This window comes from Pseudoalteromonas sp. APC 3358, assembly GCF_030408075.1.
In the GTDB taxonomy this organism is placed as follows: domain Bacteria; phylum Pseudomonadota; class Gammaproteobacteria; order Enterobacterales; family Alteromonadaceae; genus Pseudoalteromonas; species Pseudoalteromonas arctica.
The window spans coordinates 74,355-95,590 of the sequence record NZ_JASDCE010000015.1 but is presented as its reverse complement, the minus strand read 5'-3'; the positions used below and the strand labels follow the sequence as shown (position 1 = coordinate 95,590).

At 38.9% G+C, this 21,236-nt stretch carries 22 protein-coding genes; 17 read left to right on the top strand and 5 right to left on the bottom strand.

Annotation, left to right across the window (positions count from 1 at the left end):
• Positions 1-5: 5 nt before the first annotated feature.
• Positions 6-605, bottom strand: a complete 600-nt coding sequence (locus QL995_RS18925; protein WP_290294868.1) for a Maf family protein — start codon at positions 603-605, stop codon at positions 6-8.
• 131 nt (positions 606-736) lie between these two features.
• Between QL995_RS18925 and yceD the strand changes: the two genes are divergently transcribed.
• From yceD to QL995_RS18855, 14 genes are all read left to right on the top strand, one after another.
• Complete coding sequence (gene yceD / locus QL995_RS18920) at positions 737-1,261, top strand: 23S rRNA accumulation protein YceD (protein ID WP_007585727.1); 525 nt, start codon at positions 737-739, stop codon at positions 1,259-1,261.
• Between the two features lie 9 nt (positions 1,262-1,270).
• Positions 1,271-1,441, top strand: a complete 171-nt coding sequence (gene rpmF, locus QL995_RS18915; protein WP_002962381.1) for a 50S ribosomal protein L32 — start codon at positions 1,271-1,273, stop codon at positions 1,439-1,441.
• 12 nt (positions 1,442-1,453) lie between these two features.
• The gene (plsX, locus tag QL995_RS18910) at positions 1,454-2,494 is read left to right on the top strand and encodes a phosphate acyltransferase PlsX (RefSeq protein WP_290294866.1); all 1,041 of its coding nucleotides are present in this window, start codon (positions 1,454-1,456) and stop codon (positions 2,492-2,494) included.
• Between the two features lie 52 nt (positions 2,495-2,546).
• Positions 2,547-3,473 carry an ACP S-malonyltransferase gene (gene fabD, locus QL995_RS18905; protein ID WP_290294865.1) on the top strand — a complete coding sequence of 309 codons (927 nt, stop codon included), beginning with the start codon at positions 2,547-2,549 and terminating at the stop codon, positions 3,471-3,473.
• An 11-nt stretch (positions 3,474-3,484) separates the two neighbouring features.
• On the top strand, positions 3,485-4,231 hold the full coding sequence (gene fabG / locus QL995_RS18900) for a 3-oxoacyl-ACP reductase FabG (RefSeq protein ID WP_007585730.1): 747 nt from the start codon (positions 3,485-3,487) through the stop codon (positions 4,229-4,231).
• A 250-nt stretch (positions 4,232-4,481) separates the two neighbouring features.
• On the top strand, positions 4,482-4,718 hold the full coding sequence (gene acpP, locus QL995_RS18895; protein ID WP_002962377.1) for an acyl carrier protein: 237 nt from the start codon (positions 4,482-4,484) through the stop codon (positions 4,716-4,718).
• Positions 4,719-4,934: 216 nt separating this feature from the next.
• The gene (gene fabF / locus QL995_RS18890; protein ID WP_076923842.1) at positions 4,935-6,173 is read left to right on the top strand and encodes a beta-ketoacyl-ACP synthase II; all 1,239 of its coding nucleotides are present in this window, start codon (positions 4,935-4,937) and stop codon (positions 6,171-6,173) included.
• Positions 6,174-6,232: 59 nt separating this feature from the next.
• A complete protein-coding gene (pabC, locus tag QL995_RS18885) occupies positions 6,233-7,048 on the top strand; it encodes an aminodeoxychorismate lyase (protein WP_197192407.1) in 816 nt (271 codons plus the stop codon).
• Positions 7,042-8,028 (top strand): endolytic transglycosylase MltG, encoded by a 987-nt coding sequence (gene mltG, locus QL995_RS18880; RefSeq protein WP_290294864.1) that lies wholly within the window; start codon positions 7,042-7,044, stop codon positions 8,026-8,028. The genes pabC and mltG overlap by 7 nt, the downstream gene beginning before the upstream one ends.
• 5 nt (positions 8,029-8,033) lie before the next feature.
• Positions 8,034-8,660, top strand: coding sequence for a dTMP kinase (tmk, locus tag QL995_RS18875; protein WP_007585737.1), 627 nt, complete (start codon positions 8,034-8,036; stop codon positions 8,658-8,660).
• A 1-nt stretch (position 8,661) separates the two neighbouring features.
• The gene (locus QL995_RS18870; protein WP_290294862.1) at positions 8,662-9,576 is read left to right on the top strand and encodes a DNA polymerase III subunit delta'; all 915 of its coding nucleotides are present in this window, start codon (positions 8,662-8,664) and stop codon (positions 9,574-9,576) included.
• A gap of 11 nt (positions 9,577-9,587) precedes the next feature.
• Positions 9,588-9,914, top strand: coding sequence for a PilZ domain-containing protein (locus QL995_RS18865; RefSeq protein WP_002962367.1), 327 nt, complete (start codon positions 9,588-9,590; stop codon positions 9,912-9,914).
• Positions 9,915-10,029: 115 nt separating this feature from the next.
• Complete coding sequence (locus QL995_RS18860) at positions 10,030-10,809, top strand: YchF/TatD family DNA exonuclease (protein ID WP_290294861.1); 780 nt, start codon at positions 10,030-10,032, stop codon at positions 10,807-10,809.
• Positions 10,810-10,813: 4 nt separating this feature from the next.
• Positions 10,814-12,673, top strand: coding sequence for an alkaline phosphatase D family protein (locus QL995_RS18855; protein ID WP_290294860.1), 1,860 nt, complete (start codon positions 10,814-10,816; stop codon positions 12,671-12,673).
• Between the two features lie 297 nt (positions 12,674-12,970).
• Here QL995_RS18855 and QL995_RS18850 read toward each other — a convergent pair whose 3' ends face one another.
• From QL995_RS18850 to QL995_RS18835, 4 genes are all read right to left on the bottom strand, one after another.
• The gene (locus tag QL995_RS18850) at positions 12,971-14,287 is read right to left on the bottom strand and encodes an O-antigen ligase family protein (RefSeq protein ID WP_290294859.1); all 1,317 of its coding nucleotides are present in this window, start codon (positions 14,285-14,287) and stop codon (positions 12,971-12,973) included.
• A gap of 100 nt (positions 14,288-14,387) precedes the next feature.
• Entirely contained in the window at positions 14,388-14,897 is a 510-nt protein-coding gene (locus tag QL995_RS18845; RefSeq protein ID WP_290294858.1) for a hypothetical protein, read from the bottom strand.
• A 21-nt stretch (positions 14,898-14,918) separates the two neighbouring features.
• A complete protein-coding gene (locus tag QL995_RS18840) occupies positions 14,919-16,922 on the bottom strand; it encodes an EAL domain-containing protein (RefSeq protein ID WP_290294857.1) in 2,004 nt (667 codons plus the stop codon).
• The gene (locus QL995_RS18835) at positions 16,906-17,601 is read right to left on the bottom strand and encodes a transglutaminase-like cysteine peptidase (protein WP_290294856.1); all 696 of its coding nucleotides are present in this window, start codon (positions 17,599-17,601) and stop codon (positions 16,906-16,908) included. Before QL995_RS18835 ends, QL995_RS18840 begins: the two co-directional genes overlap by 17 nt.
• A gap of 293 nt (positions 17,602-17,894) precedes the next feature.
• Between QL995_RS18835 and galU the strand changes: the two genes are divergently transcribed.
• The 3 genes from galU to wecC are packed head-to-tail and all read left to right on the top strand — an operon-like array spanning position 17,895 to position 21,235.
• Positions 17,895-18,794 carry a UTP--glucose-1-phosphate uridylyltransferase GalU gene (gene galU / locus QL995_RS18830; RefSeq protein WP_290294855.1) on the top strand — a complete coding sequence of 300 codons (900 nt, stop codon included), beginning with the start codon at positions 17,895-17,897 and terminating at the stop codon, positions 18,792-18,794.
• A gap of 30 nt (positions 18,795-18,824) precedes the next feature.
• A complete protein-coding gene (gene wecB / locus QL995_RS18825; RefSeq protein WP_290294854.1) occupies positions 18,825-19,961 on the top strand; it encodes a UDP-N-acetylglucosamine 2-epimerase (non-hydrolyzing) in 1,137 nt (378 codons plus the stop codon).
• 23 nt (positions 19,962-19,984) lie between these two features.
• Positions 19,985-21,235 carry a UDP-N-acetyl-D-mannosamine dehydrogenase gene (gene wecC, locus QL995_RS18820; RefSeq protein ID WP_290294853.1) on the top strand — a complete coding sequence of 417 codons (1,251 nt, stop codon included), beginning with the start codon at positions 19,985-19,987 and terminating at the stop codon, positions 21,233-21,235.
• The last annotated feature ends 1 nt before the right edge of the window (position 21,236 follow it).

The window sequence follows — 21,236 nt, the reverse complement described above, 5'->3', positions numbered from 1 at the left end:
TTTAACTAAAACTTGTTTTGAGCAGTAAGTACATCAATACCAAACTCAGCCAGTAGCTGGCTGAGTTTAATTAATGGTAATCCAATTAAGCTATTAGGATCGTCTCCGCTTAGTTTTTCAAATAAACAGATACCCAACCCTTCACTTTTAAAGCTGCCAGCACAGTTATAAGGCTGCTCTGCATCGCAATAAGCGCTAATTTGTGCATCACTGAGTATTTTAAACGACACATTAAAAGGTTCTACGCAGGTTTTTTTAGTGCCAGTAACAATATCGTAAACACAAAGCCCAGTTAAAAATGTTACAGTATTACCGCTAAATAAATTTAGTTGCTTTACAGCATTTTGCTTATTGTGTGGTTTACCTAAAATTTGATTATTGAACACCGCGACTTGGTCTGATCCAATAGCTAACCCTTTGTTAAAGTGTTTATTGGCTGCTGAGGCTTTTAATTCACTTAAACGCTTAACCAATTCGGTAGGTGTTTCGCATTCAAGTGCTGATTCGTCAACGTCTGGTGAAAACGTATCAAATGGTAAATTAAATTTTTGTAATAAAGACTGCCTAAAAGGCGAGCTTGACGCTAAAATGAGTGGATGCTTCACGGACTGTTTTCCTACGATAATTCAGATTGAGTTAGGATAAATCAGATCCGAGAGTAAAACACGTTAAAAACCAAGTAAAAATGGTTTTTTACTTTGACTAACAAACTAACTATCTATATGATGCAGCCCCTATGCAAAAGGTGAAAATTCCCATCACTCTTCATCCAGGCAAAGCAGCGCAGCACCGTTTAAAGTATGACGGAATTGTACCGCTTGAAAAACTTACTCGTTTAGAGAAAGTTGTGCAGGAAGAAGTAGGTGAAATAGCGGTAAAAATACATTGCAAAAACGATGATCAAGGTTTCGCTGTGATTAGAGGCAATTTGTCCACACACGTTACTGTCATTTGTCAACGTTGTAATGGTGATTTAGGGTTGGATTTGGTTCAAGACTTTGCATATTCACCAGTAGGTGAAGATACAGAGTTAGATATTTTTCCAGAAGACTACGATGAAGTAGCGCTTGATGAAAATGGTGAAGTTAACGTTTTTAATTTAATTGAAGACGAACTAATTTTAGCAATTCCATTAGTGGCTACCCACAACGAAGCTTCATGCAGTTATTCAGCAAAGCCTGCCAGCTTTGGTGTATTAAAGGCGGAAGATGATAAACCTAATCCATTTGATATTTTGAAACAACTTAAGAAAGATTCTTAGGAGAAGACTATGGCTGTACAAAAAAGCAAAAAGTCTCGTGCAAGACGCGGCATGCGCCGTTCACACGATGCGATCAGTGGTCCAACTTTAACTGTAGATCAAACATCTGGTGAGACTCATCGTCGTCACCATGTGACTGCAGATGGTTACTACAAAGGCGTTCAAGTAATTTCTAAATAAGAGATTACTTATATGCTGAAAGATCTAACCATAGCGTTAGATATGATGGGGGGCGATTACGGCCCCCGTTCATCTATTCCTGCTGCCGTTTGTGCAGTAAATGCTCATGCCAATTTAACTCTCATTTTATGTGGCAATGAACACGTTATATCTAAAGAACTCGAATCCCTCGATTCTCTACCTCATCCTAGACTCATAATTCGTCACTGTAGTGAAATAGTCACCAATGCCTGTGAACCTGCAATTGCTGTGCGTTCAAAAAAAGATTCATCTATGCGTGTTGCCCTAGATTTAGTTAAATCGGGCGAGGCTCAAGCATGTGTTAGCTCAGGTAATACCGGCGCTCTATTTTTTATGGCTCACTATGTATTAAAAATGCTGCCAGGTGTTAAACGTGCCGCACTCATTTCATCTGTTCCTACAGAGCTTAAAAACCCAGTATATTTACTCGACTTAGGTGCTAATGTGCATTGTGATTCGCAAATGCTCTATCAGTTTGGCATTATGGGCTCTATTGTTGCTGGCCAAGCACTTGGTTTGGATAATCCTCGCGTTAGTCTATTAAATATTGGCGCGGAGGACATTAAAGGCCACGACGACATTAAACTAGCTGCACAATTAATGCAGCAAAGCCCACATATAAATTATATTGGTTACAGCGAAGGAAGTGATATTTTTTCGGGTAAGGCTGATGTCATAGTATGCGAAGGGTTTGTTGGCAACGTAGCACTTAAAACATGTGAAGGCATTGCCAAGCTTATTATGAATAAGTTTACAACCGCGCTCGAAAAGCACCTTTTATATAAATGTATGGCGTTTATATTGCGCCCAATAATAAAAAAACTCTATAAAAGGGTGAACCCCGACCAGTATAACGGTGCTTCTCTGGTAGGATTGCGCGGTATTGTCGTTAAAAGTCATGGAAATGCGTCAGCTAAAGCATTTCAAGCAGCAATTGATGAAGCGGTAAAAGAGGTTGAACGTCAACTTCCTGATAAAATAGCCGCTATTTTCGAAAAAACACATTCTAAAGACACGGCGGTTAATCAATAATTGATGTGCCGTGTATTTCATTATTTATTTGTTTAATTAAAAAGAGCAAAGTATGGCACAAAAAATTGCACTTCTATTCCCAGGTCAAGGCTCGCAAAGCGTTGGTATGTTACAAGAACTACTAGAGAGTTCTGACATTGTTAAAGCAACATTTGCAGAAGCGTCAAATGCACTGGGTTACGACTTAGCAGAGCTAGTTCTTAATGGCCCAGAAGAAAAATTAAATCAAACCCACCGCACACAACCTGCATTACTAACTGCAAGTGTTGCTATTTACCGTGATTGGTTAGCAGCTAACCCTGATGCAGACGTTGTTATGGCGGGTCACAGCTTAGGTGAATACTCAGCGTTAGTATGTAGCGATGTATTAAGCTTGAGCGAAGCCGTAAAGCTTGTTGAAAACCGTGGTTTATACATGCAAGAAGCCGTGCCAGCAGGCGTAGGTTCAATGGCTGCTATTATTGGCTTAGGCGATGAAGAAATTAAAGCGGCTTGTGCTGCCTCAGCGCAAGGTGAGGTTGTATCTCCAGTTAACTACAACTCTCCTGGTCAAGTTGTTATCGCAGGCCATAAAGCGGCAGTAGATAGAGCATCGCAAGCATGTAAAGATGCCGGTGCTAAACGTGCATTACTACTTTCTGTTAGCGTACCTTCACATTGTGAGTTAATGAAGCCAGCAGCTGACAAGCTAGCAGCAGATTTAGCCGCTTTAACATTTAATACACCTAAGTGTGATGTAATTAATAATGTTGATGTAAAAGCTGAAACGTCAGCTGATGCAATTAAAGACGCACTAGTACGTCAGCTATACAGCCCAGTTCGCTGGACAGAAACAGTACAAGCCTTGGTTGCGCAAGATGTAACACAAAGCTACGAATTTGGTCCTGGTAAAGTATTAACAGGACTTGCTAAACGAATTGATAAAGCAATGATCTGTGGCTCAGTAAACGACGCCGCTTCAATTGATGCAGCTAAATAAGAGTATATAAAATGTCTAATTTATTTTCATTAGAGGGCAAAATTGTCCTAATTACTGGCGCCAGCCGTGGTATTGGTAAAGCAATTGCAACAACATTAGTTGCACAAGGTGCAAAAGTTGCAGGTACTGCGACAAGTGAGTCGGGCGCTGCTAAAATCAGTGAATACCTAGGTGACAATGGTAAAGGTTATGCATTAAACGTAACCGATCCTGCATCTATTGAAGCAACACTTGCTGCAATAAAAGCTGATTTAGGCGATATTGACGTACTTGTAAATAACGCAGGTATTACACGCGATAACTTATTAATGCGTATGAAAGAAACTGAGTGGGACGATATTATCGACACTAATTTAAGCTCAGTTTTCCGTTTATCTAAAGCGGTACTTCGTCCAATGATGAAGAAAAAGAAAGGCCGTATTATTAACATTGGCTCAGTAGTGGGTACTATGGGTAATGCAGGTCAAGCTAATTATGCAGCGGCTAAAGCGGGTGTAATTGGTTTTTCTAAGTCACTTGCGCGCGAAGTTGCATCACGTGGTATTACAGTTAACGTAATCGCACCTGGTTTTATTCAAACAGACATGACTGATAATTTAACTGATGAGCAAAAAGCAGCAACACTTGCAAATGTTCCAGCAGGGCGTTTAGGCCAACCAGACGAAATTGCTGCTGCAGTATGTTATTTAGCATCTGACGCGGCTGCGTATGTATCAGGTGAAACTTTGCATGTAAATGGCGCGATGTACATGGTTTAATCGCCATTGTACCTAGATTACTACTTAATAAAGTTAAGCAAGTTACCTCAAAAACATTGAATTATTTGTGAACTTGCTTTAAACATACTTGAAATCGCTGCGAAAATAAGCGATAAAAGACAAAACACACACTCAGAGGTTTGACCAGACAATTATTTATGGTCAAATCATTGAATCAGAGAATTATGCGGCGTAAACTACGCCGCAATCTGAAAATAACGCATTGGCGTTTTTAATAAAGGAAAGAAGAATGAGCGATATCCAAGAACGCGTAAAGAAAATTATCATTGAACAACTAGGTGTTAAAGAAGAAGAAGTTAAAAATGAATCTTCTTTCGTAGATGACCTAGGTGCAGATTCTCTTGATACTGTTGAACTAGTAATGGCTCTTGAAGAAGAGTTTGACACTGAGATCCCAGATGAAGAAGCTGAGAAGATCACTACAGTACAAACTGCTATCGATTACGTTACAGCACACGCTGAGTAATTAATCGCACGTTAAAGGCAGCATCCGCTGCCTTTAATTTTTTATATCCAAACCACCTCAAAGTTCGTGATTCAAAACTTAAATCTCTATGCTCAATTTTAGCTAAAAATTAATTTTGATAGTGTTATGCGTTTTTAATCTATTTTGGGACTAGCACTTTGAGGTAGCTTGGGTATGATCATCCCCTTGTAAAATATCCCTTATTGGAGGCAAACCGTGGCTAAACGTCGAGTCGTCGTAACTGGCTTAGGAATGTTGACGCCGCTAGGTAATGATGTTCAATCAACCTGGCAAGGCTTATTAGATGGTAAAAGTGGCATTCAAACAATAACGCACTTTGATACATCAAAATTTGGTACTAAATTCGCTGGTTTAATAAATGATTTTGATGCTACTGCATACATGTCAGCGAAAGATACTAAAAAAATGGACTTGTTTATTCAGTACGGCATTGCAGCGGGTGTTCAAGCCTTTAAAGATTCAGGCCTTGAAATCACTGAGCAAAACGCAGCACGCATTGGTGTAGCTGTAGGCTCAGGTATTGGTGGGCTTACGTTAATTGAAGAAAACCACATTAAGCTATTAAACAGTGGTCCGCGCAAGTTATCGCCATTTTATGTGCCGTCTACCATTATTAATATGATCTCAGGTCATTTATCAATGATGCATGGACTTCGTGGTCCAAATATTTCAATTGTAACTGCCTGTACTACTGGTTTGCATAATATTGGCCATGCAGCGCGCATGATTGCCTACGGTGATGCAGATGCAATGGTTGCTGGCGGTGCAGAAAAAGCGTGTACCCCAATTGGTATGGGTGGCTTTAATGCTGCGCGTGCACTTTCAACCCGCAATGACGATCCACAAGCGGCTTCTCGCCCTTGGGATAAAGACCGCGATGGCTTTGTGCTTTCTGACGGCGCTGGTGTTGTTGTAGTTGAAGAGTACGAACATGCTAAAGCACGTGGCGCTAAAATTTATGCTGAGCTTGTAGGCTTTGGTATGAGTGGCGATGCGTACCACATGACATCACCACCAGAAGATGGTGCGGGTGCTGCACTTGCAATGCAAAACGCACTAAACGATGCGCAAGTAAACGCTGAGCAAATTGGTTACATTAACGCACACGGTACATCTACAAATGCAGGCGATAAAGCAGAAACTGCCGCTGTTAAGTCTATTTTTGGTAATTCAGCTAAAGATGTAATGGTAGGCTCGTCTAAATCGATGATGGGTCACTTGTTAGGTGCTGCAGGTTCGGTTGAATCGATTATTTCGATTTTATCACTGACAGATCAAAAAGTGTCGCCAACTATCAACCTTGATAACCCAGACGAAGGGTGTGACTTAGATTATATTGCTCACACTGCACGTGATGCAAAGTTAGACTTTGCACTGTGTAACTCGTTCGGTTTTGGTGGTACTAATGGCTCGTTGCTATTTAAAAAGGTATAATCTTTTTTAACAACGAATCAAATTATAAGAGCTCAGTTGTTTAACTGGGCTTTTTTTATATGCCAAACAAAATGCAAACAATAATAGCAGTAGATCAAAACAGCACTTTAAGCACGCGTGACAGGGGCTTAAATTACGGTGATGGCTTTTTTACAACCGCTAAGGTTGTTGATGGGCAAGTACAGTATTGGGCTCATCATAAAGCGCGTTTGATTGAATGCGCACAGCGTTTGGGTTTTCCTGAGTTAGACTTTAATAGCCTTGAAAATCAAATTGCTTTGCATATAAACGCTGCACCACTAAACGTGCTTAAAATACTTGTAACGCGAGGCGAAGGCGGACGTGGTTATGGGCTGCCAAGTGAGTGTAATGTCACTATTTTATTGAGTGTATTAGATTACCCTAGTAATTACGAAGCGCTTACTAAAAAGGGTGTGAATCTCGAAATAAGCCCGATTAAATTAGCGGCACAGCCATATTTAGCGGGCCTTAAAACATTAAACCGGCTTGAACAAGTGCTAGTTAAAAAAGCGATGCAAACGCAAAACTGCGATGATGTTTTAGTGCTTGATTACAATAACAATGTAATTGAAGCTTCAGCTGCTAATATTTTTGCGATTAAAAATAAGTGTGTGTTTACGCCATTGCTTGATGAGTGCGGAATAAAGGGCGTTTATCTACAATCGTTATGTGATAAATTGCCTGTTGAATTTAAACGCGTGAAAGTAGAAGATTTAACCCAAGCAGACGCCGTATTTGTGTGTAATAGCTTAATGGGAGCAGTACCTGTTAAACGTATTGAGCAACAGGTATTTAATACAGACGACAGCCACGCATTACTAACTAGATTATTAGCCAAGGAGGCTGAGTGTTAAAAGTTATTTTATCGGTACTTTTTTTAGCTGTTATAACCACTGCTATTGGTTACCAGCAATTACAAGCAACAATAAATAGCCCGCTAAAAGTAGCGCAAAACACACAATTTGAAGTTAAGCATGGCACTGGCTTTAATAAGTTATGTCAGCAGTGGCAAGCTAACAACTGGGTAGAAGGCTGCTGGCGTTATCAAGTAATTGCCAAATTAGATCCCACACTTACCGACTTAAAAGCGGGCCTTTACGAGCTAACAGATGATAGCGTTATCAACAACGTAAAAAAAATTAATCAAGGCCAGCAAATCAACTTTAGTTTTACCATAATTGAAGGGCAAAACTTACGTGAAGTACTAAGTGCTATTAAAAAAGCCGATAATTTACAAAACGATTTAAAAACTGACGAGCTAAGTACACAAATACTGGGTAATAATACACAATTAGAAGGTTGGTTATTCCCCGACACTTACCACTATCATAATAACGATACTGCAAGCAGTGTATTAAAACGTGCAGCACAAAAAATGCAGCAAACGTTAGACGGTGCTTGGCAGCAGCGCGCAGCTGAGCTCCCTTACAAAACAGCATATGAAGCACTTATAATGGCTTCAATTATTGAAAAAGAAACAGGCCTTGCCAGCGAGCGTCCGTTAATTGCATCAGCGTTTGTTAATCGATTAAACACCAATATGCGCCTACAGACCGATCCAACCGTAATATACGGATTAGGCGCTGATTTTGATGGCGATATTAAACGCAAAGATTTACGCGATTATACGCCTTACAATACGTATCGTATTAATGGTTTACCACCAACACCGATTGCAATGCCATCAAAAGCCGCTATTTTAGCTGCAGTTAATCCGCCACAAAGTGAATATGTTTACTTTGTATCAAAAGGCGATGGTAGCCACCAGTTTTCAACCACGTTAAAACAGCATAACGCAGCAGTTAAAACGTATATATTAAATAAAAAGAATTAATTTTTATGAAATCAAAATTTATAGTAATAGAAGGGCTAGAAGGCGCTGGTAAATCAACCGCTATTTCGTTATGCCAAGACTTTTTAAACAAACAAAAAATAGACTTCATTAACGTCCGCGAACCTGGCGGCACACCGCTTGCTGAATCGCTTCGGACGCTTGTAAAAGCAGAGCACGAAGAAGAAATTGCCTTTGAAACCGAGTTGCTTATTATGTACGCAGCACGTTCGCAATTAATGCACAATGTTATTACCCCAGCGCTCGATAAAGGCCAGTGGGTACTTGCCGATCGTCATGACTTATCGTCTCAGGCGTATCAAGGTGGTGGGCGTGGTATTAGCTCAAATACATTAGCTTCACTTTCGTCAATGGTATTAAAGGGCTTAAAGCCTGATTTAACTATTTACCTTGATATTGACCCAGTGATAGGCCTTGAACGTGCAAAAGGGCGTGGCGAGCTTGACCGTATTGAACAAGAAGCCATTGAGTTTTTTCAGCGTACACGTATGCGTTATGTTGAACTTGCTAATGACGACAACACAATTAAAACAGTTGATGCAAACCAAAGTATTGATAAAGTACATCGCGATATAACCAATGTATTGCATTCATTTTTTGAAGGCCTAAAATAATATGCCATTGCCGTGGCTACACGATACTCAAGCACGTTTAGCGCAAAGTTATCGCGCAGAGCGTTTTCATCATGCGCAATTATTTTGTGGGCCTGTTGGCGTAGGTAAATTTGAGTTAAGTGATGAGCTTGGTAATGCTTTGTTATGCCAAAATATAGCTAAGCAGGTAGCTGCGCAAAACAGTATGCTAAAACCTTGCGGGCATTGTAAAAGCTGTTTACTTACACTTGCGGGTACTCATCCCGACAAGCGCTTAACGCAAGTTGATGGGCAAAGCATAGGCGTAGATGATATACGCGGCATTAGTGATTTTATGAATCACTCAGCAGCGCAAAATGGTAATAAAGTAGCGATAATCGAAAATTGCGAAAAAATGACCACAGCAGCAGCTAACGCATTATTAAAAACACTTGAAGAGCCAACTAGTAGCCGCTTTTTAATATTAACTACAAGTCAACCAGCACAGCTCCCTGCAACTATTTTAAGTCGATGCGCTAAAAGTGACGTAAAAATAACAAATACAGCCCTTGCTCAGCAATGGTTAGAGACATTAGATATTCCTAACTATAGTTGGTTAGCACTTTTTTATAACCAACCGCTGCAAGTAAAGCATTGGCAACAGCAAGACCAGCTAAAAAATATTGATACACTGTATAAGTTTGCAACTGAGTTTAAACAAAGCCATAATTTCAAAGCGTTAGTCGATATAATAAATAAACAGCCTGAGCTTGTTCGTATATTTACTTTATTTTTAAGCGTGCAACTAAAGCATCAATTGCTGCAAGGTATGAGTTTTGACGCTTATCAAAGTGCGCAAAATGCATTAGGCGAGTTTTTACAAAATAACACACAAGTACTTGGCCTTAATTTACCGCTTGCTGTATCACGATTAGCATACACATTGCGAAATTCTTAAAAGGATTAATCATGCAAGAACTACTAGTAGACATAGACGATTTAGACGAGTTATACCGTTGTTATATGCCTTACTTAAAAAAAGGTGGCTTATTTGTACGTACTAATATGCGTTACGAAGCAGGGCATTCATTAGCGCTTAGAGTTACCTTGCCCGATGCCTTAGAAGATGATGTAGTAACAGGTAAAGTGTCGTGGATCACGCCACAAGGGGCACAAAGCTCTAACCCTCCAGGTATTGGTATTAGCTTTTTAGACGATAAAACAAACCTAAACGCTAAAATCGAAAAGCTACTTGGGACTATGTTAAACTCAGGCGATCAAACATATACCATGTAGTTATAGGGTCGGTTTTTCATTGAGATTAACGCCGCCCTATATTGGGTTCTTTTAATTATTAACATAATAAATTAAACGAACAAATTTAAACCCTGAACATAATACAGGCCTTATAGTGATTGTAGATTCTCATTGCCATTTAGATCGTCTTGATTTTGATAAATTAGACTTAAACCTTGACCAAGTTCTTGATAAAGCGCGTGCAAAGCAAATCGAGCACTTTTTATGTGTAAGCGTAACGCTTGATCAGTTTCCAAGCATGCTTGATAAAATTAAGCACTACGACGATGTTTCAGCCTCATGTGGTGTACATCCACTTGATCAAAAAGACGCCCTTAATAAACAGCAACTAATCGACTTAGCCTCACACGAAAAAGTCGTTGCTATTGGCGAAACGGGTCTTGATTACTACTATTCAAAAGATACTCACGCAGTGCAGCAAGCAAGCTTTGTTGGGCATATTGAAGTGGCTAACGAATTACAAAAACCGTTAATTATTCATACTCGTGATGCCCGCGCCGACACCATTAATTTAATGCGCGAGCACAAGGCCGAAAACTGCGGTGGTGTGCTACATTGCTTTACTGAAGACTGGGATATGGCTAAAAAAGCCATAGACATGGGCTTTTATATTTCTATTTCGGGCATTGTTACCTTTAAAAATGCTATTGAGCTAAAAGAAGTAGTAAAACAAATACCGCTAGATAGATTACTAATAGAAACCGACTCGCCTTATTTAGCACCAGTACCGTATCGTGGGCAAACAAACCAGCCAGCGTACGTAGAAGATGTTGCTTATTACATTAGCGAACTTAAAGGCATTAGCTTTAATGAACTGGCTAAAGCCACTACCGAGAACTTTTATTCTTTATTTGAATTAGCAGCTAAAGGCTAAATACATGATTTCTCACACGGCAAACCTTCCTATTTTACTAATGGGGCCAATGGTGCGCCGTGCAGAGCAAACTGGAGTCTGCATTCAGTTTGCTACCTCCAAACCTGCAAACTGCCAAATAAACTTATTAAATGTTGAGTGTTATAGCGATCAACACACTGTTTCTTTAGGCGAACATTTATACCTGCATTTCGTCATTATAAAGCCAATAGACAACAAACTCCCTCTAGATAGCTTATTAAGCTATGAACTTGTAATTGATGATATAGCAGTCGATTTGTCGCCTTGGTGCTATAGCAATCAAACAGCGCCTGCATTTGTAATTCCCAAAAAACTGAGTGATATTTTGCATGGCTCGTGCCGTAATGCACATCATCCAGCAAAAGACAGCTTAGTGTCTGCAAGTCACTGGCAAAATACTCAGCGCGGTAATAATAATCAAGGCGCACAATTGTTATTACTGAGTGGTGATCAGGTTTATGCCGATGACGTAGCAGGGCCCATGTTATTAGCTATTCATCAGTTAATTAAAGCGTTAGGTATCTATAAAGAGCAACCACTTGCCATTGAGCTGCCCGCCGACATAAATGAGCAACTTTATAATCGCCATTTATTTTTACCAAAAACGCCTTGGCAAAAACGCTCAAAGTTAGGTGTGGGCTACTGGCTAAAAAAAGACGAACCTCACTTTTCAAGTGTAAAAGCTTACAATCACCTTATCCACTTTGAAGAATATATAGCACTTTATTTATTAAATTTTAGTGCTGCTGCTTGGCAATGCGTTGATATACAAAACACAACGTATTTAGGTCAAAGCGAGCAAAACAAAACTATTTTTAACGCTGAAAAAACAGCACTGATTGATTATGCAAAAGGCTTAAGTGAAGTAGAGCGGTTGTTTGCCAATGTATCGACATTAATGATGTTTGACGATCACGATGTAACCGATGATTGGAATCTCACCGCTGGGTGGGAACAAGCTATTAATGAAAACCCAAGTAGTAAACGAATCATTAATAACGGCTTAATTAGTTATTGGCTTTTCCAAGGGATGGGGAACGATGCACTAAATAAAACAGGCGAGCTACTTACACCTTTTAAGCAAAGCCGTACTGCTAATAATTTATGGCAGTTTAAAGCATTTGATAAACCACTAAACGATTTTAGTTTTTGGCATTACGAACTTACTACAATACCCAAAGTAGTGGTGCTAGATACGCGTACGCACCGCTGGCGAAATGAGCAAAACTTTAACGAGCCATCAGGTCTACTTGATTGGGAACGTCTCACAGAGCTTGAAGAAAGCCTATTAAGCCACGACCAAGTTATTATTGTATCGCCAGCCCCTGTGTTTGGTGTGAAATCAATAGAAGCCATTCAAGCCATGTTTAACATATGTGGCCAACCCCTCATGGTGGATGTAGAAAACTGGATGGCGCACGAAGGCTCAGCCAAAAAGCTACTCGATACTTTTAGACGAACCGACACCCCAAACGAAACCCTTATTTTATCGGGTGATGTACATTACTCTTTTTGCTTTTCAGTGCAAAAGCGTTTTGGCGATCACCCTAATCGAATTTGGCAACTTACCGCCAGCGGTATTAAAAACGAGTTCCCGCGTAAATTAATAAACATACTCGATAAACTAGATTCAATTCTATACGGCCCAAAAAGCCCATTAAACTTTTTTACCAAACGTTGGCATATGGAAGTAGATAAGCACCAAACCATAGGCGAAGGGCAAAAATACTTAGTAAGCGACTCAGCTATTAGTTTAATAACACTAGAGCAAGGAAATTTAGCCCGCTATCAACTCATACATGGTGAAGGGCATTTAACTGAGTTTGATTTAGAAGAACAGTAATTTTTAATCAATAATTAATTAATTAAATAAATTAAAGGCCTATTTGCACAAAGAGAAGCGAAAGAGGAGTAAATGAGAAGACACAATGCCAATCAGAATACAGTTTCGGTGTTTATTTTCTTCTCTAAAAGCGCAGCGCCTCATAACCTCTTTGTGAATAAATTACTAATTACAGGCTTTGCTTGTTACGCTAACAAGTTAACCGTAAATTGAACCTTGGCGGTATACGCTGAGCTTGCTCGCGTGAGAAGCGCAGCTTCTAATTACTTTGTATTAGGTAATTACTTGGCTTTGTATTTAACTATGCTCTTTTCGGCTTCGTTTAGACGCGGGTAATTTACTACTTAATATCGCCAAACATAAAATAGTCATAAACAATATTGAGTTTGCACCGGCTTGCAAAGAATAATCTACCAACGAGTGTAGCAGCATATCTATAATTGCAATGGCACAACCAAAGGCAACACCCTGAAACAGCGCTGTTTTACGCTTTCGCATAGTCGCTATACATAACCATAAACAGTAGAGTATAAGTGAGCCCAGTGCAGCTGTAGTGGGTATACCCAGCTCTACTGCAAACTGTACGTAATCGTTATGGGCGTTATCGTAGTAACCTGAATAAGGCTCAGACTGATGCGCCGGAAACGCAGTATAAAATGTACCACCACCAGAGCCTAACAAAGGCTTATCTAAAATGAGGGGTATTGAATCACGTACAACTTCGTCGCGGGTTTCTGATGAAATACTGGTTTCGCTTATACGCTGTTTAACTTTTTCTACATCAAATATAGCGCCGATAATAATTAAATCGATTATAAAAAAACTAACTATAAGTAGTTTAAACGCTTTAGGCTTTTGCCTGTAAATAAAAAACGCGAGTAAGCTAACAACCATTAATGCAATAAAAAATGCCGAGTTACCCATACGGCTACGCGTTAAAATTAACGCAACAATGATAATAATTAACGAAATACGTAAAATTATTTTTGAGCTTAAAAGTATTTCAGTCCAAGCACGAAGCGTTTGTTTTAATGTGTGTTTGTAATCGCTAGTAGAGCGCTTTAGCTCGCTAACTAAAGCACCAATACCTAAACACAAACATAAAGCTAAAAAGTTAGCCAAAAAGTTAGAGTAAGTAAACGTACCAATAGCACGGTCGGTATGTTTATAGCCAAATAACGGGCTAATTATATCTGGCGATAAATTTAAATAAGTGGCATATAAAGCCTGAAAAACGCCGGCACTTATAATTGCATATATTAAATTTTTAATACGCTTTTCAGTATTACAATAAATAAATAGTAGCCAACAAAATAAAATCATAAAACTTGTTTTAATAAGCATTTGTTTAGTTTGAAATGGGTCAACACTTACGGTAAATATTTGTACTGCGCATACACCCGCAACTATACCGAGTACAGTAAATAAGGGCCAAGAATATAAAGGAGGGTATAAAGGGTGCTCGTTATTAATACTGCTGTAAACTAAATGGATGAAAAAGGTAGCGCTAATTAAGATCCCCATTGCTAAAATTGCCCAAGGGCGGTAACTACCTAATGGTAATGGCAGCAAAAATAAAATTGCACATAGTAAAAAAAATATAAAACGATTCACAGGGTTCTCTAAACTAAGAGCCTAAAAGAAGGGCTAAAAAAATAAGCCATATAAAGTAAAACGCAGCCAAAAGGCTGCGTTTTTATTATTTTATTAACGATTAGTTACCGACTTCAGATATACCTTCATCGCCACCTGTGCCACCGGCACCTTGTGGTACTGGAGTTGTTGGTAAAGTAACAATTACCGGAGCTACTGGAGTTGGAGCGCCACCTGGGCCAGCTGCTGTTGCTTCAGAGGCAACAGTGGCATCAACGCCAGCGGTAATAGCAGCAAGTGTAACGGTATCGCTGTCAACGCCAGCGGCTACAAGTGCAGCTAAAAAATCAGCAATAAGTGGGCTATCAGCACCAATAGCGTCTACAACTACAGTCATCATAGAATCAACTTGGGCAGCAGTACAATTTGTACATACGCCGTTAATAGCCGCTACTAAGTCTGCTTTAAGCTGATCTGGAGCTGTTTCAACAGTTGCGCTATTTAAAACGTTGACTAAATTAGTCATGCCTTCAGTTTGTACGACTGCATCAGTATCCGTTTGTGCATAACTTGGTAAAACTGTAAGTGCAGATGCACCAGCGATTAAGCTGGCCAATATAAATGATTTCATCTCTTGTCCCTTGGTAGAGTATTAATTACAAAATTTTAGCGCATCGGTGCAAAAAGTAAACTCTTTATTTGCGCCATTATCATTAGTTTTTATTATTTTGGTTGGCGGCATTATCAAATTACCCTGTACACCATCACAACCTAAACCCTCAAGTACCTTTAAAGTTTCAGGTTTTTCAATTAAACAGGCTAAAACCTTAATACCAAAGCCATGACAAATATTATTAACGGTTTGAATAAAAAATTGGCTTTGGGTGTTATCTAATAAATCTTGAATATAGCTACCATCTATTTTTATATATTCTATATCTAACCCTTGTAAGTATCTAAACGAGGTTAAACTAGTACCAAAGTGTTCAACACACACATTTATGCCAATATCTTTTATTGTATCTATATGTAAAGAAGCAACATGTACGTTATAAAGTAAGCTAATTTCATGCAATTCAAAAATCAAGTTTGTTTTAATAATTGATTTAGTGTGAGCATAAAGAGTAAGCCATTCAATAAAGTCAGTTGAATACAACGAAGCTTTACTAATATTTAATGCGAATGTATCGTCAGGGTATTGCTCTTTAATGTTTACAAAGTTACGAATTATTTTTTTGTCTAACTCTTCGGTTAAGTTAAGCTTTTCGGCCATAGCAAATAAATGGCCATTATTAACCTTTTCGCCTTCATGCGTAAAATGAGCAAACACCTCAAAGTAGCACTGCTTGTTTTGTGAGTTAGTGCGTTTAACTGGCTGCACCGAAAAACTAACTTCACCAGTAGCAATAATTGACTGAATAAGCGAACGCCACTCTTTAACACTAAACAAAGTATCTTTATCTACTTTATTTACAGCCGAATCGCCAATAGTACAGCCAGTATCAAGAGCTGAAAGTACACTCCCAATAGACGAGCCTTTATCAACACTTACTAACGCTAAGTTAGCAAAACCATTTACGTGTAAGCTGTTTTTCTTTTTACTAAAAGCATCATTTATATCAAGGCGTGTTCTATTTAAAAATTGCATATCGAATGGTGCTAAAGCAATAAAAGTACTACCGTTAAGTCTAAATATTTTAGAATTAGTTAAAGCACCAATTACATTTTGCAAAGTAACGCTTACATCATGTACGTGCTCGTCACCATCTTGGTAACTTACAGTTTGGTTAATATTAGCAAGTGAGGGGAGAGTAATCATCATTGCAGTGATTGGAGTGTCGCTAGTAATGGCGTCAACCACTGAGTTAAAGTGATTTTCAAACGAACGGCGGTTACCCAGCCCTGTGAGTGAGTCTACATATACTTCATCGGTAAGTGCTTGTGTTTGCTTTGTTAAGGAGTCAAAGGTGCTTTGTAGGTTCATTACCATATTATTAATGGCTTTTGTTACAGTACGTAGCTCGCGCGCAACAGGTATTTCGTCGTTTAATGTAAAGCGTTTACGCGTTACCAGGTGGGCTTGGTTTTCTACTGCCTTTAAAGGTTTAAATACAGCACGTAATATTAAATATGCCACAGCAAGCGACGCTACTAATAAAAATAAAGAGCCATAAAAACTGCGTTTAGTATGTTCCCATAGCGTTAAATACGATTGCCCAACATGGCTTGTTACTTCAAGCACTCCAGCCATAATCCAGCCATTGTTTAATTCTGATTGCATAGTAGGGGCTTTAAGCTTTACTGCTGTAATAAACCAATTAGGTACAGACTCAACGCGTTTTGGGCTTGTTAGGTTAAATACCACGTTACTATCAGCGTTAGTAAATTTTATTTGTTTGTAATAACCTGAGTCGAAAATAGCGGTTGCCATGGTTTGGGCAATCATTAAGCTATCTTCTTCAAGGTAGGGGGATATAGAAAGCCCTAAGCTTGTTGCTGTATCTTGCGCGTGGCTACCCATTTGTGTTTGTAAGTATTGACGAGTGGTATCAACGTCGGTAATTACGCGTACAAAAAACGAAAGTACCGAAATCAATATAATAAGGCCATATACTTGGGTTTTTAAACTCAATCCATTTTTAAAAAGTCGAGACATAACTCGGTGTTCCTTTATCACTTTTGGCGGGCGCAAGCTCACCTTGTTCAATTCGCTCTAGCATGGTGTTCCAGGCAGAAACACCACGGCTATTTTTTACTTTATTGCCTAACCCTTTTGATTTGGCTAACCATAAACCTTGGCCATTAAAACTATATATAGGTGTTAAATCAGGGCGTTTATTAGCGGGCAGTAGTTTAGTATTAAAGTTACCTAAAACAAAGGGGATTTGATTAGGAGTTTCAATATATATAAGCACCATGTGAGGTTGATTAACTGTTTTTTGACGTACATACATTAAACGTACTTTATCTTCGGGTACGCCAAGTGCTATTAAGGTAAAATATTTGGCAATCACGTAGTCTTCACAATCACCCATACCCACGCCTAAGCTTTCAAGCGGGGTAGCCCAATAATCTTTTTGGTGCCAAAGCTCATCATCGGTTTTGTATTTAATGTGCTTATTAAAAAAGTCATTCACCAAATGGATTTTTTGCCATTCACTTTTATCAGCCGATTCATCTATAAAACTTAGCCAGTTTTTAATGCGTTTATGTCCTTCATCACCATACTGTTTTTGAGCGCGCGCAATTATATCGCTATTGCGTAAATACAAAAGCATATCTTGTGCGCATACAAAAAAAGACACTAATAATAAAATGTAAAACCTTAAACGCACAAATGTTCCTTTAAGTCTGTGATCCCTAATAACTAAACAAGGCTAGTATAGTATTGGTAGCTTTGGAAAGGTAGATCACCAAAAAGTATGGGAGTACTGAAATAGTGTGATGAAATCGAATTCGATGCAACATAAATTTAACAAAAAAACAATCAAAAAGTACTCTTTAATTATTGAGTGCATTATTGTGTTGTGTATAATAGCAATTTCACAAGGCTTGTGAAGCGCTTAAAAGGGATTCAGCTTTAGTTATCCCTTTTTTTGCTGTTAGCAAAATAATGAAAGGAATTAAAGTGAAAGTTTTAAAAGCAGTATTACCTGTAGCAGGCCTTGGTACGCGTATGTTACCAGCCACAAAAGCCATCCCTAAAGAAATGCTCCCTCTGGTAGACAAACCTTTAATCCAATATGTAGTTAACGAAGCTGTAGCCGCTGGCATAAAAGAAATAGTATTGGTTACACACGCTTCAAAAAACTCAATAGAAAATCACTTTGATACTAGCTTTGAGCTAGAAGCCACGCTAGAAGCACGTGTAAAACGTAGCCTGCTAGAAGAGGTTCGCTCAATAGTACCAACAGATGTAACGGTAATTTCTGTGCGCCAATCAGCACCACTAGGCTTAGGCCACGCGGTATTAGCAGCGCGTCCAATTGTTGGTAATAACCCATTTGCGATAATGCTACCCGATGTAATTATCGATAAATATAAATCAAATTCAAAAACTGATAATTTAAGCCAAATGATCGACCGATTCGATAAAACAGGCTTCAACCAAGTAATGGTAGAGCCAGTGCCTCAAGAGCAAGTGCATCAATATGGTGTGGTTGATTTAGCCGGTAAAAAAATAAATGCAGGCGAAAATACTGCTATTAAAAACATGGTCGAAAAACCTAATACCATTGATGCCCCAAGTAATTTAGCTATTACAGGGCGCTATGTTGTATCTACCGCTATTTGGGATTTGCTTGAGTACACCCCACCGGGTGCGGGCGGTGAAATACAGCTTACTGATGCATTATTACAATTACGTCATTTGGAAACTCTAGAAGCATACCATCTAAGAGGTAAGTCACATGATTGTGGTTCTAAGTTAGGTTATATGCTTGCTAATGTCGAATATGCAATGCAATCAAGCCATATGGGTCAAGAGTTCACTGGGCGAGTTAAAGAATTACTTACTTCAAGTAATTAATAAATTAAATTATTTAAATTAAGGACAGTCATGGCTATTAAAATATTAAGTATTTTTGGTACGCGCCCTGAAGCTATTAAAATGGCGCCATTGGTAAAAGCATTAAACTTAGCTGATGGTATTGAAGCTAAAGTATGCGTTACCGCGCAGCATAGAGAAATGCTAGACCAAGTTTTAGACTTATTCGAAATTGTACCAGAATACGACTTAAACATAATGAAGCCAGGCCAAAGCTTATACGATGTAACTACAAACATCCTTTTAGGTTTAAAACCTATTTTGGAAGAGTTTAAGCCAGACCTAATACTTGTTCATGGCGATACAAGTACAACACTTTCAGCAAGCCTTGCTGCATTTTATCAACAAATTCCGGTAGGGCATGTAGAAGCAGGCTTACGCACAGGTAATTTAGGGTCTCCTTGGCCAGAAGAAGGAAATCGCAAATTAACAGGTGCAATTACAAAACTTCACTTTGCACCAACCGATACTTCACAGCAAAACTTACTTAACGAAGGTGTTAATTTAAGCGACATAGTTGTAACGGGTAACACCGTAATAGATGCACTATTACAAGTTGTTGATAAAGTAAAAACAGATGAAGTATTAATAAGTACGTTAAAAGCAAAGTTTCCAGAATTAGACGAAAGTAAAAAGCTAATTTTAGTAACAGGCCACAGACGAGAAAGTTTTGGTGGTGGTTTTGAACGTATTTGCGAAGCACTAACAGAAATAGCACTTGCACATCCAGAGGCGCAAGTACTTTACCCTATGCATTTAAACCCAAATGTACGTGAGCCTGTAAATCGTATTTTAAAAGACGTTAAAAACGTACAACTTATAGAACCTCAAGACTACTTGCCATTTGTATACCTGATGAGTAAAGCCCACATAATAGTAACTGACTCAGGCGGCGTACAAGAAGAAGCGCCAAGCTTAGGTAAACCTGTTTTAGTAATGCGCGATACAACTGAACGTCCAGAAGCAGTTGCTGCAGGTACAGTTAAATTAGTAGGCACCGATAAAAATCGAATTATAGATGAAGTTAAAAACCTACTAACAAATCAAGCTGATTACCAAACAATGAGCCGAGCTCATAACCCATATGGTGATGGTAAAGCGTGTGAGCGTATTATTTCAAAAATTAAACAACACTTTAACGTGCAATAAAACGTTTTTTAAAGGATTTTGTAATGACAATTAAAACAGTATCAGTAGTAGGTTTAGGCTACATAGGGTTACCAACAGCAGCTGTAATAGCCTCAAGAGGGATTAACGTTATTGGTTTAGATGTAAATCAAAAAGCGGTTGATACAATTAACGCTGGTGAAATACATATTGTAGAGCCTGATTTAGATATTATTGTACGTGGTGTTGTTTCTACAGGTAACTTACGCGCTACAACTGTTCCTGAAAAAGCGGATGTATTTATGGTTGCAGTACCAACACCATTTATCCATAGCGAAAGCGGTGATCATAAAGCAGATCTAAGCTACATAGAATCTGCAGCTAAAACTATTGCCCCTGTACTCGAAAAAGGGAATTTAGTCATTTTAGAATCAACTTCACCAGTAGGTGCAACAGAGCAGCTAGCACAATGGCTAAGTGAAGCTCGCCCTGATTTATCGTTCCCACAAGATAAAGGCGATGCAGCCAACATTAACGTCGCACATTGCCCTGAACGCGTATTACCAGGTTATGTACTGCAAGAGCTGGTATCTAACGACCGTGTTATAGGTGGTATGAGTAAAACATGTAGCGAAAAAGCAGTAAAGTTATACGAAACATTTGTACGTGGTGAGTGCATAGTAACAAATGCACGTACAGCCGAAATGGCAAAGCTAACAGAAAACTCGTTTCGCGATGTAAATATAGCATTTGCTAATGAATTATCTGTAATTTGCGACAAGCTTAAAATTAACGTGTGGGAATTAGTTAAATTAGCTAATCGCCACCCTCGCGTAAATATACTTAACCCAGGCCCGGGTGTTGGTGGACACTGTATTGCTGTTGACCCGTGGTTTATTGTTGCTAGCTGCCCAGACGAAGCAAAAATAATTAAACAAGCGCGTTTAACAAATGATGCAAAACCGCATTACGTAATAAGTAAAATAGCTAAAGCCGCTGACGAGTTTAAACGCCCAGTTATAGCGTGTTTAGGGCTTGCATTTAAAGCCGATATTGACGACTTGCGTGAAAGCCCTGCATTACAAATAGTACAAGAGCTAGCCACACAAAACGTAGGTAAAATTTTAGCAGTAGAACCTAATATACAAGAATTACCTGAAAAGCTTTCATCAAAAGGTGTAGAGCTTACAACATTAGAAACAGCATTAGAGCAAGCTAATATTATAGTAGTGCTAGTAGATCACAAACAATTTAAAGCAGCAGATAAAACAGAATTTGCCTCAAAAGTTGTTATAGACACGCGCGGGATAATGTAAG

Excerpts from the sequence above, each read along its gene's own strand:
- yceD (WP_007585727.1), top strand. The coding sequence starts at position 737 with ATGCAAAAGGTGAAAATTCCCATCACTCTTCATCCAGGCAAAGCAGCG.
- rpmF (WP_002962381.1), top strand. The coding sequence starts at position 1,271 with ATGGCTGTACAAAAAAGCAAAAAGTCTCGTGCAAGACGCGGCATGCGC.
- plsX (WP_290294866.1), top strand. The coding sequence starts at position 1,454 with ATGCTGAAAGATCTAACCATAGCGTTAGATATGATGGGGGGCGATTAC.
- fabD (WP_290294865.1), top strand. The coding sequence starts at position 2,547 with ATGGCACAAAAAATTGCACTTCTATTCCCAGGTCAAGGCTCGCAAAGC.
- fabG (WP_007585730.1), top strand. The coding sequence starts at position 3,485 with ATGTCTAATTTATTTTCATTAGAGGGCAAAATTGTCCTAATTACTGGC.
- acpP (WP_002962377.1), top strand. The coding sequence starts at position 4,482 with ATGAGCGATATCCAAGAACGCGTAAAGAAAATTATCATTGAACAACTA.
- pabC (WP_197192407.1), top strand. The coding sequence starts at position 6,233 with ATGCCAAACAAAATGCAAACAATAATAGCAGTAGATCAAAACAGCACT.
- tmk (WP_007585737.1), top strand. The coding sequence starts at position 8,034 with ATGAAATCAAAATTTATAGTAATAGAAGGGCTAGAAGGCGCTGGTAAA.
- QL995_RS18870 (WP_290294862.1), top strand. The coding sequence starts at position 8,662 with ATGCCATTGCCGTGGCTACACGATACTCAAGCACGTTTAGCGCAAAGT.
- QL995_RS18865 (WP_002962367.1), top strand. The coding sequence starts at position 9,588 with ATGCAAGAACTACTAGTAGACATAGACGATTTAGACGAGTTATACCGT.
- QL995_RS18855 (WP_290294860.1), top strand. The coding sequence starts at position 10,814 with ATGATTTCTCACACGGCAAACCTTCCTATTTTACTAATGGGGCCAATG.
- QL995_RS18845 (WP_290294858.1), bottom strand. The coding sequence starts at position 14,897 with ATGAAATCATTTATATTGGCCAGCTTAATCGCTGGTGCATCTGCACTT.
- QL995_RS18840 (WP_290294857.1), bottom strand. The coding sequence starts at position 16,922 with ATGTCTCGACTTTTTAAAAATGGATTGAGTTTAAAAACCCAAGTATAT.
- wecB (WP_290294854.1), top strand. The coding sequence starts at position 18,825 with ATGGCTATTAAAATATTAAGTATTTTTGGTACGCGCCCTGAAGCTATT.
- wecC (WP_290294853.1), top strand. The coding sequence starts at position 19,985 with ATGACAATTAAAACAGTATCAGTAGTAGGTTTAGGCTACATAGGGTTA.